The sequence below is a fragment of the Aliivibrio logei genome (assembly GCF_001691055.1).
GTDB classification, from domain to species: Bacteria; Pseudomonadota; Gammaproteobacteria; order Enterobacterales; family Vibrionaceae; genus Aliivibrio; species Aliivibrio salmonicida.
In genome coordinates this window covers 83,674-93,924 of record NZ_MAJU01000025.1, presented here as the reverse complement: position 1 = coordinate 93,924, position 10,251 = coordinate 83,674, and the positions used below count along the sequence as shown (strand labels likewise).

The following is a 10,251-nucleotide window of genomic DNA, read 5'->3' as shown; positions in this document are numbered from 1 at the left end:
GTTCAATCTGAGCCATGATCAAACTCTTCAATTAAAGTTTTTTGGTTTGTTTCAGCAGAAACAAAACCGGCTCAATGATTTATACTGATTTCTTACATAAAAGTAATTTTGTGTAGTCACTCAGTTCATTGATTATTTTTGTTTGCATTCACTTCGAAAAGTAAAAGCAAACTAGTGATTATCAACTCACAAGTGCCCACACAGATTAATAGGTTTCAAATTATTAAAGAGCGTTTTATTTCAACAACTTAACGTTTCCATTTCGTTGCTTAGGCTGCGTATAATACAGAGCCTTAATTTTAAGTCAAGCCCTAATTAAAAGTAATTTAGAAGGCTTAGAAACTTAACGTTCTCATGAGATTTTGCTCTCGCTTTATCCTTGGGAACGGGGCGCATTATAAGTCCCTCACACTTATTGGCAAGTACTTTTTAACGATTATCTTTTAAGTGATTATTTTCTACACAGATCACTTTTTTTCAAACAAAAGCCCTACAACAAATGATCATTGGCTTAATTAGTTGGCAATTGATAAATAATATAAGTAGTATCAATGTGATTTTATTGTTAATTCATCATTTTTTCACTTATTTTAACTAGACATTACTTATCATGAAATCTACTAACTCAAATATAATTATCATTGCTATTGCTGTACTTGGTGCAGGTGCAATCTCTGTATTTCCATCGGTATCTCCTGCATTTGCTTTTGCTTTCGGCGCAGTAATTACAGGTTTTACTCTTTTATTCATTAATAAAGCACCGTCTAAATCTAAAACAGTAACAGACACTATTTCTAGTGCTGATACTTCAGATCAAGCGAGTACTACCCTTTATGTAGGTAACCTTCCTTATCGAGCGAATGAATCAGATGTAAAAGATTTATTTTCTGAATTTGGTGATGTGTTTGCTGTTCGTCTGATGAAAGACAAACGTACAGGTAAACGTAGAGGATTTGGTTTTGTTGTTGTGGCAACAAAGGACGCTGATAATGTTATTGAAAACTTAAACAATAACGAATTTGATCAACGTACTTTAAAAGTTCGCATTGCTAACGATCCAAAGACTTCGGGTAGCCTAGAGTCTGAAGAGGATTAAAATCTAATTCTTTGAAAGTCTTATTTAGTGCCTCTTCATTTTTTGTTGAGGCACTACAATAAACCTCCCCAAAAAAATGCTCTCCTTCATTAGCGTCAACATTCCCTAATAATTGCTTCACTCTTCTTGCTATTGCTTCTCCTGAATCTATCAGTAATACGTTACGGCCAAGAACTTCTTTGATTTCTTTACGTAGAAAAGGAAAATGCGTACAACCAAGTACAATACAATCAACCTGACCTTTCCAAGACTTTAGAATCTCATCAAGTTCACTTAAATTGACAGGTATGCCTACCATTTTCTCTTCAGCCATTTCAACTAATCGAGTCGACCCTAATAACTTCACATCTGAAATTGATGCAAATGATTTAATTAAGTCAAACGTATAACTTCGTTTAATGGTTGCAGGAGTAGCAAGTAATCCTATTTTTTGAGAAACAAGCGCTGCTGGTTTAATAGCAGGAACAACCCCAACAACTGGAATAGAGAGAAGTGTTCTTAATGTAGGTAACACCACTGTACTTGCTGTATTACAGGCAATAACAACGATATCTATTTTATGTCGATGACAAAGCTTTTGAATAATATAAGACGTTCTTTCTATTAAGATATCTTCTGTTAACTCTCCATAAGGAAAGCCTGCATTATCAAAAGCATAAATATACTTTGCCAAAGGAATTTGATATCTAATATCTTTAAATACGGATAAACCACCGATACCAGAATCAAAAATTAAGATGTTTTTTGGCATATTGGAACCACAAGCTCTTCAAATAACAAAAGGGATAGACATACAATCATACCGATTGGATTACAGTTGTAAAATAGAAGCTTGATAACGTAGATGCGTAAATCGCTCCCCTACCTCTATTCGTTTATCTGTTAGTTGAATAAAACCCACAAAACATGGCGCTTTAATAACTAGGGAATGAAACTCACCATTTTCACCGCACACATCAACACTTCTAGGAAGCTCATTCAATAATTGATGATCATACAATCTCCCACAAAACTCATGACTCAATTGAGAGGAATCAATGGTGACTAGAATCGTCTCAATACCACAATCAATAATTTCTTGCGCTAATTTATGGCTTGATTCACCAACAAGAGGGAAAACACACTCCCATCCTGCTTTCTCTATATAGCTTTTACGGTATTCAACAATACCATTACAAAACATGTCACCAAAAGCGACAGCATCAAATTCAACCCCACTCAGCTTTAATGCACCCACCACTAAACGTTGATATTCGTTATTAGCAGGAAACACCGCAGGTAATTCAATTGAAATTAGCGGTAAGCTAACTAAATCAGCCTGCATTTGAACAACCGATAGTGGCGTCACTTGAAATGGAACTTCATTATCTACGTATGTTGTATAAAGGGCAACCACATCGAAGTTAGGATTTTTCAATAATCGAATAAGTGTTAACGTAGAATCTTTTCCTGATGACCAACTAACAATAACTTTCTTCTTCATATAAACCTCAGAAAAGAAAAACCGCCAATAAAGGCGGTTAATAATAATGCTTAAAATTGATAATCTAAGCTGACATAGTAAGAACGCTCTGCAGGTTTGTACCCTCCCGCGGTTTCATATTCTTCATCAAGCAAATTTTCCACTCGACCACGCACTGCTAATTCGGTAGTTACCCAATAAGCGCCCGCCAATGTCCATAAAGAATAAGGATCTAAATAATTCGTTGCTACACCAGGGGCAGAAGGAAGATCAGAACGTTTCCCCGTGTATATATAAGACAAGTTCATATCTAAATCACCGAAACTCACGTTACTAATCCATTTATAGTTTTGCTTCGCTCTTCGTGCTAACTGTTGTCCTTGTGTATCTTCGTGATCTTTATACTCAGCAATCACGGTATGAGAGACAATACCAGTATCAAATAGCAATTCCAGTTCTGCACCTTTAATATCCGCATCTACATTAGCGCTATAACCCATGTAGTTTGGTGCGTCATAGTAAATAATCAAATTATCTACTTTATTTTTATACAATGACAAATTAACACTTACCAATGCATATTCAGCCGCTAACCCAACATCAATATTATCTGATGTTTCTGGTTCTAAATCAGGTGCAGTTGATAAATCATAGAACGATGGGGCTTTAAATGCCGTATTATACGCACTACTGATACGATAAATTTCGTTGATCTGATAGCTTGCACCAACTCCCCAAGTTACATACTCATCGTATTTATCATGTTTATCAAATCGAGTGTTCGCTTCTAAGGTTAACTTCTCTAGCTGATACTCAGTCCCTAAATACACACCTGTCGACATTCTACTCTCACCTTCATCGATAATGACTTGATGCGAAAAGTTAGTAATATCAGCTTTTACTTGTTCATTTGTCCAATCAATCCCTGCATTCACAAACCATGAATCCATTAATTTATATTGATTTGTCCATTGCGCATTGAGTTGATCTATTTTTTGTTCTGAATCTAAAGACCCATTCTCAAGGTACTCTAACGTTTCATTATCTTGGTAACTGAAACTTAAATCAGATAACAACGCATCTTTTTTATAAGAGACTTTTGCTGAGTACGCCATAGATTCGGATTCAGACTGAGATTTTGTGTTTGTATAATGATTGTATTCAGAAGTACTGTTGAACCAACGAATACCGGTGAATAAACTTAAGTTTGAGCTAAATTGATGTTCATAGTTCAGCATAAACTGGTTATTTTCAAAACCATGTTTATCACCATCATTCAATCCCGGTTGCGGGTTTACGTTATACCCTTCCGTTTGAGTGAAGCCAGCAGCAATCTTTAAATGCCCTTTATCTCCAACATTAGTGTTAGCCGCAAAGTTTCCTTCTTTATACTTATTACTCCCTGCACCAATCGTTGCTGATTTTGACAAATCATTCGTAGCGGTGCGAGTAATAATATTAATTACACCACCTACCGCATCAGAACCATACATAACAGCGCCTGAGCCTCGAATAATTTCTATTCGCTCAATTTGATTAACCGGTATTTTATTAATATTCATTCCACTTTTAATGGAACTGTTCATTCTAAAACCGTCGATTAAAACGAGAACATGATCAGAGTTAGTCCCTCTCATGAATATAGATGCATTCTGACCAATGCCACCATTACTCGCGACCTCAATACCTGGTTGAAGTCTGAGAATATCTGTAATTGTTTTAGCTTGAATCTGAACAATATCTTCTTTTGTAACGACACTCATTGGTGCAATCACATCTTTAGCCGACTGCTCAAATCGATTGGCAGTAACAACCATCACTTCGTCTGTTTCAGATACTGAATCTTTTGCAAATGCAGGAGAGGTATAGGCGTGAGAAAGCAGCGACACTATTGCAGTCGCAAGGGCAGTTTTTTTCATTTCCGTGTTTTCCTAAAATCGCGTTAAGTCCATATAGCAATACATCATGTATTGCTTATTGTTGGCAGGTCTTCGGACTTGAGAATGATGAACTTAGGCGGGAGTCACTTCCCATTATTTTTCCTATATCCTTATATACAGAAAAACAACCGTTTGGATGATGCCTATTACCTAGCTCTCTCTTACCGTTGCGCGTCAGCTCTGGATTCACACCAGATTCCCTTTTCAGGCTATTATTAAATTTAAAAATAGCGCACCAACATGGCCGAAATAGTAGTGGCGTACGCTATATTTGTCTAGGGTTATGTGTTGATTGTCACATAGTCGATCGAATTACTTTCGGCCAATCACACACAAATGCTGGACAACAGATCTCTATCGAATAAAATCGGCGCTCTTATTTTGAGCAGCGTGAGGCGAGACAATGACACAACCAGTCATGAACCCAGAAAATTATCAAGTACAGTTAGATGAGAAAGCAGAAGCACTATCTGCTATGTTTTCTGAATTTGACGTTCCAGAACTGGAAGTCTTTTCTTCTCCTGCTGAAAACTACCGTATGCGTGCAGAGTTTCGAATTTGGCACGAAGGTGACGATATGTATTACGTCATGTTCGATCAAAAAACAAAAGAAAAGTACCGTGTAGATTACTTCTTACCCGCCACTCGTCTTATTAACGACTTGATGCCACTACTTGCAGAAGCAATAAAAGGAAGTAAAACACTGCGTTATAAAATGTTCCAAGTGGATTTTTTATCAACATTAAGCGGTGAAATCTTAGTTTCGATGCTTTATCACCGTCAATTAGACGATGCTTGGAAAGAAGAAGCCGCAGTATTAAAACAACAATTAAACGAGAAAGGTTTTAACCTAAATCTTATCGGCCGTGCTCGTAAAATGAAAATCGTTTTAGACCAAGAATTTGTCATTGAAAAACTAAAAGTAAATGATGACATCCTGACTTATAAACAAGTAGAAAATAGTTTTACCCAACCAAACGGTGTTGTAGCTCAAAAAATGTTGGAATGGGCCGTTGATTGTACGCAAGACAGCCAAGGCGATTTATTGGAACTTTATTGTGGTAATGGTAATTTTTCATTAGCATTAGCAAAAAACTTTGATCGCGTATTAGCAACCGAACTTGCAAAGCCATCCGTAGAATCTGCTCAATATAATATTGCAGCCAATAATATAGACAATGTACAAATTGTTCGTATGTCGGCAGAAGATTTTACAGATGCAATGGAAGGAAAACGTGAATTCCGACGTTTGAAAGATCAAAATGTAGATTTAAAAAGCTATAACTGCAATACCATCTTTGTCGATCCACCACGTTCTGGCATGGACGAAGGCACTTGTAAGATGGTACAAGGCTATGAGCGTATTATGTACATTTCTTGTAATCCTGACACTCTAAAAGAGAATCTTGCTATTTTAAGTAAAACACACAACATTACTCGTTTTGCTTTATTTGATCAGTTCCCATATACCCACCATATGGAAGCCGGCATATTCTTAGAGCGCAAATAAACACTCGATTTAATCAATAAAAAAGGCTCATAACATTATGAGCCTTTTTTATTTTCGTTAAATTAAGATTTACAAATCTGTTGGTGCCTCTTTTTTCTTTAATACTCCAACTTTAATTCCAATCCAAAGTAATAGAGCCAAAGCAACTAAGATTGAAAAAAAGTTTGAACCCACTTCTGGGTATTGAGCTTTCACTAAAGCTGAATGACCAAACAGACCTACAAAGAAACAAGCCACAGCGATTAACGATGTATCATCGCCTTTAGGCTCACGTAGATATTCTTGATATAAACCTTGAGCCGCTAAAATTAACGCAATAATTGGAAAAATAGAGAACGTAACTTCTGTTACCGTAAATCCAACCCAAACGGCATTCAAACAAAGACCGGTCACCACAGATAGCGCTAATGTTTTACGTTCATTTCTACTATTTTCATGTGTCATGTTGTTTACCTCGTGTAGGCATTGATTCACGGTGAACAATGCATCTAAATCTTATTTTCTTTTCGATACCAATAAGCACCTTTTGATAGCATACGTAATTGGAAAATTAACCGTTTTGACAATTCATCTCTATGAGGCGTATCTAGGTCAAGTGCCTCCGCACCAGAGCTGAATACTAAGGTAACTGACGCCTCAGCTTGAACTGACGCTTCTTCTCTAGCAACACCTGTTGTGGCAATCAAATATTCAGTAAGTTCCGCAACAAAATGTTGGATCTCACGAGCCACTGCTGCTCTAAAAGCAGATGAAGTTCCTGAACGTTCACGTAATAACAATCGAAATACGTTTGGACTGCCTTCAATAAATTCCATGAAGGTTTCAACCGATGTTCGGATAACACTCCCTTCTACCACAATACGCTGACGAGCTTGACGCATTAACTGACGTAAAATAAGTCCACCTTCATCAACTAAAGTCAGTCCTAACTCATCCATATCTTTAAAATGACGATAAAACGACGTAGGCGCGATACCAGCTTCTCTTGTTACTTCTCGTAAACTCAAGCTCATGAAACCTCGTTCGGCACATAGTAGGCAAAACGCAGCATCTATAATGGTTCTGCGTGTTCTTTCTTTTTGCTGAGCCCTGACACCTTTAGTGCTTACTGGCTGCTTTACTTCTGACACTGCATTAAGATCATCAGCTTCAAATTCAGGATACATATTATTTACCATATATTGCATAAGTTAATTGAGTGGGTATCACAAACTATTCGCTAGTCCACATTATCGATTTTTGGCTACCACTGTAAATACTGAAATCTATTATCACATGATTTTCCGCAAACAACGTGATCGTCTCCACTCTATCTTACTCACTTGATTTACCAAATGAATGAAAAGGTTAAAATACTTTGCTAGCAATGTTGCGAGATTGATAATAATAAGGCGCTACTGATGACAAACTCGACCACTACACGCTCAACCCATTTTGATGCCATCGTAATTGGTAGTGGCCCAGGAGGAGAAGGTGCTGCAATGGGCCTAACCAAAGCCAACCTTAATGTCGCAATTATTGAGAGAGAGCCAAGTGTCGGTGGAGGTTGTACACACTGGGGGACTATCCCATCAAAAGCACTTCGTCATGCAGTAAGTCGTATTCTAGAATTTAATTCAAATCCGCTTTATTGTAAGAATAATACCAGTCTTCATTCTACTTTTTCTGATATTTTAGGCCATGCAAAAAGTGTCATCGATAAACAAACAAGAATGAGACAAGGCTTTTACGACCGTAATCAATGCTCTCTTATCTTTGGTGAAGCCAGTTTTGTAGAAAAAAATACGATTGCAGTGACAGCAAAAGATGGCTCAATTGAAACGTATACCGCTGATAAGTTTATTATTGCCACAGGATCTCGCCCTTACCGTCCCGCCGGTGTTAATTTCAATCATAGCCGTGTTTATGATAGTGACTCCATTCTTTCACTAAAACACGACCCTCGCCATATCATTATTTATGGTGCAGGTGTCATTGGCAGTGAATACGCGTCTATATTTAGAGGATTAGGCGTTAAGGTTGATTTAATAAACACTCGAGATCGTTTACTGTCATTTTTAGATAATGAAATGTCCGACGCTCTCTCTTATCATTTTTGGAATAGCGGTATTGTCATACGCAATGATGAAACCTTTGAAAAAATCGAAGCCACTGATGACGGCATTATTATGCATTTAGAATCTGGCAAAAAAATGAAAGCGGATTGTGTTTTACTTGCCAATGGTCGAACAGGAAATACAGACAAACTCAACCTCTCTTCTGTTGGACTTGAAGCCGATTCTCGTGGACAGTTAACAGTAAACGGTAATTACCAAACAGATGTCGATCATATTTATGCAGTTGGTGATGTCATCGGTTACCCAAGCCTTGCTAGTGCTGCTTATGACCAAGGCCGATTTACCGCTCAAGCCATCGTAAAAGGTAAATCAGAAGCAAAATTGATTGATCATATTCCTACTGGTATTTACACCATACCTGAGATTAGTTCAGTAGGAAAAACAGAACAAGAGCTAACAGCAGAGAAAGTGCCTTACGAAGTAGGGCGAGCTTCTTTCAAACACTTAGCAAGAGCCCAGATTGCAGGAATGGATATTGGTAGCTTGAAAATTCTATTCCATCGAGAAACAAAAGAAATTTTAGGTATCCACTGCTTTGGAGAGCGTGCGGCTGAAATCATTCATATCGGGCAAGCCATTATGGAACAAAAAGGCAACGCCAATACTATTGAGTATTTTGTCAATACCACATTTAACTACCCAACTATGGCTGAGGCCTATCGCGTAGCAGCTCTTAACGGCTTAAATCGACTTTTTTAAACACTCAAATATAATAAATACTAAAAAGGGTTAAGTGTTTACTTAACCCTTTTTTATTATTTTTAATCAATACGATAGAGTATTTGGCCTACGATAGGAAAACTCCTTTTTTCCATTGAACATAAAAAGTAATCGCAAGACTTATACCTCGCATCCCCATAAACGAGATCATTGCAGCCCATAACGCATGGTTACCATAAGGCGTCATTAGCCACCACACAACGAAAAAAGTCAGCATCGCGATAAACATTGAATTTCTCATCTCAGACCCTTTGGTCGCACCAACAAAAATACCATCAAGTAAAAAACACCACATGGATATCAACGGCATAGCAATAAGCCAAGGTAAATAGATTAGCGCCGTATTTTGCACTTCTGTGATTGAAGAAATCATCCCAATTAAACCAGCACCAAACACACCAAAAGCCACACTTAATAATAAGCTAATGGCAAAGCTCCAAAAGGTAATTCCAATCAATGATTCTGATAACTGAGTTTTGCTTTTTGCACCAATCGCTTTTCCTACCATGGCTTCCATAGCATAAGCAAAACCATCCATGCCATAAGATATCATCATCAAAAAACTCATCAATACCGCATTTGCTGCCACAATATCAACACCTAATGACGCCCCCTTAAATGTCATGAAAGTAAAGCACGCTTGAAGGCATAATGATCGTAAGAAAATATCTCGATTTAATTTAAATAAGCGTTTAAACCCAAGTAACAATTCAGACAGAGGCATCAAGAAACGAGGTAAATACAATGCTTCTTTTTGTTTAAAGACAAAAAACAAACCAAGTAACAAAGCGGAATAGTCAGCTAATACAGAAGCAAATGCCGCCCCTTCAACCTTCCAATTAAACCCAACAACAAATAATAAATCGAGAACGATATTAATGCTGTTTGTAATAATCACTAACCACATTGGATAACGAGCATTCTGAGTCCCAAGTAACCAGCCCATGATGACCAAATTACTCAATGCCGCTGGTGCACTCCAAATTCGAATAGAGAAATATTGCTCTGCATACATCTTCACTTCTGGAGCTGCATTGCTGAAAGAAAAAATAGCGTAGGAGAGAGGCTGATGAAAAATAAGCAGAATGAATGAAAAACATAAAGCTAGAAAAATTCCCTGAGAAAAAGTTTGGCTTAATAATTGTTTATCTTCAGCGCCATAGGCCTGAGCAGAAAGTCCAGTGGTGGCCATACGCAAAAAACCAAGTAACCAAAAAGTCACGCTGATCATCGTACCGCCAACCGCAACCCCACCTAAATACCACGCCTGATCTAAATGCCCAATAACAGCAGCATCAACTAACCCAAGTAGTGGCGTTGTAATATTCGACAACACCATTGGAATAGCTAGAGCTAATACTCGTCGGTGTAATGTAAGGTTTTTTAAGACTTGCCACATAGATTTG

At 37.5% G+C, this 10,251-nt stretch carries 9 protein-coding genes and 1 riboswitch; of the genes, 3 read left to right on the top strand and 6 right to left on the bottom strand.

The window, feature by feature from the left end; all coding sequences use genetic code 11:
• The first annotated feature begins 610 nt into the window (after positions 1-610).
• A complete protein-coding gene (locus tag A6E04_RS17385) occupies positions 611-1,096 on the top strand; it encodes an RNA recognition motif domain-containing protein (RefSeq protein WP_012551301.1) in 486 nt (161 codons plus the stop codon).
• Here the strand turns inward: A6E04_RS17385 and murI are convergent.
• The 3 genes from murI to A6E04_RS17370 are packed head-to-tail and all read right to left on the bottom strand — an operon-like array spanning position 1,050 to position 4,477.
• Positions 1,050-1,847 (bottom strand): glutamate racemase, encoded by a 798-nt coding sequence (gene murI, locus A6E04_RS17380; protein ID WP_017020972.1) that lies wholly within the window; start codon positions 1,845-1,847, stop codon positions 1,050-1,052. The two genes, A6E04_RS17385 and murI, sit on opposite strands and share 47 nt — an antisense overlap.
• A 60-nt stretch (positions 1,848-1,907) precedes the next feature.
• Positions 1,908-2,579: a Dph6-related ATP pyrophosphatase gene (locus tag A6E04_RS17375; protein WP_017020971.1), complete on the bottom strand. Its 672-nt coding sequence runs from the start codon at positions 2,577-2,579 to the stop codon at positions 1,908-1,910.
• Between the two features lie 50 nt (positions 2,580-2,629).
• Positions 2,630-4,477 (bottom strand): TonB-dependent receptor domain-containing protein, encoded by a 1,848-nt coding sequence (locus tag A6E04_RS17370; protein ID WP_065611975.1) that lies wholly within the window; start codon positions 4,475-4,477, stop codon positions 2,630-2,632.
• Positions 4,478-4,523: 46 nt separating this feature from the next.
• Positions 4,524-4,753, bottom strand: a riboswitch (cobalamin riboswitch).
• Between the two features lie 148 nt (positions 4,754-4,901).
• On the opposite strand from A6E04_RS17370, the gene trmA reads away from it, so the two are divergent.
• On the top strand, positions 4,902-6,008 hold the full coding sequence (gene trmA / locus A6E04_RS17365; RefSeq protein WP_065611974.1) for a tRNA (uridine(54)-C5)-methyltransferase TrmA: 1,107 nt from the start codon (positions 4,902-4,904) through the stop codon (positions 6,006-6,008).
• Between the two features lie 69 nt (positions 6,009-6,077).
• Here the strand turns inward: trmA and A6E04_RS17360 are convergent, their stop codons facing one another.
• Entirely contained in the window at positions 6,078-6,452 is a 375-nt protein-coding gene (locus A6E04_RS17360; protein ID WP_012551306.1) for a YijD family membrane protein, read from the bottom strand.
• A 44-nt stretch (positions 6,453-6,496) separates the two neighbouring features.
• On the bottom strand, positions 6,497-7,174 hold the full coding sequence (fabR, locus tag A6E04_RS17355) for an HTH-type transcriptional repressor FabR (RefSeq protein ID WP_017020968.1): 678 nt from the start codon (positions 7,172-7,174) through the stop codon (positions 6,497-6,499).
• A 234-nt stretch (positions 7,175-7,408) separates the two neighbouring features.
• Here fabR and sthA point away from each other — a divergent pair, with 234 nt between their 5' ends.
• Positions 7,409-8,824: a Si-specific NAD(P)(+) transhydrogenase gene (sthA, locus tag A6E04_RS17350; protein ID WP_017020967.1), complete on the top strand. Its 1,416-nt coding sequence runs from the start codon at positions 7,409-7,411 to the stop codon at positions 8,822-8,824.
• 88 nt (positions 8,825-8,912) lie between these two features.
• On the opposite strand, the gene dinF is transcribed toward sthA, so the two are convergent.
• The gene (dinF, locus tag A6E04_RS17345) at positions 8,913-10,244 is read right to left on the bottom strand and encodes an MATE family efflux transporter DinF (protein WP_017020966.1); all 1,332 of its coding nucleotides are present in this window, start codon (positions 10,242-10,244) and stop codon (positions 8,913-8,915) included.
• Between the last annotated feature and the right edge of the window lie 7 nt (positions 10,245-10,251).

Excerpts from the sequence above, each read along its gene's own strand:
- fabR (WP_017020968.1), bottom strand. The coding sequence starts at position 7,174 with ATGTATCCTGAATTTGAAGCTGATGATCTTAATGCAGTGTCAGAAGTA.
- A6E04_RS17360 (WP_012551306.1), bottom strand. The coding sequence starts at position 6,452 with ATGACACATGAAAATAGTAGAAATGAACGTAAAACATTAGCGCTATCT.
- murI (WP_017020972.1), bottom strand. The coding sequence starts at position 1,847 with ATGCCAAAAAACATCTTAATTTTTGATTCTGGTATCGGTGGTTTATCC.
- trmA (WP_065611974.1), top strand. The coding sequence starts at position 4,902 with ATGACACAACCAGTCATGAACCCAGAAAATTATCAAGTACAGTTAGAT.
- A6E04_RS17375 (WP_017020971.1), bottom strand. The coding sequence starts at position 2,579 with ATGAAGAAGAAAGTTATTGTTAGTTGGTCATCAGGAAAAGATTCTACG.
- dinF (WP_017020966.1), bottom strand. The coding sequence starts at position 10,244 with ATGTGGCAAGTCTTAAAAAACCTTACATTACACCGACGAGTATTAGCT.
- A6E04_RS17370 (WP_065611975.1), bottom strand. The coding sequence starts at position 4,477 with ATGAAAAAAACTGCCCTTGCGACTGCAATAGTGTCGCTGCTTTCTCAC.
- A6E04_RS17385 (WP_012551301.1), top strand. The coding sequence starts at position 611 with ATGAAATCTACTAACTCAAATATAATTATCATTGCTATTGCTGTACTT.
- sthA (WP_017020967.1), top strand. The coding sequence starts at position 7,409 with ATGACAAACTCGACCACTACACGCTCAACCCATTTTGATGCCATCGTA.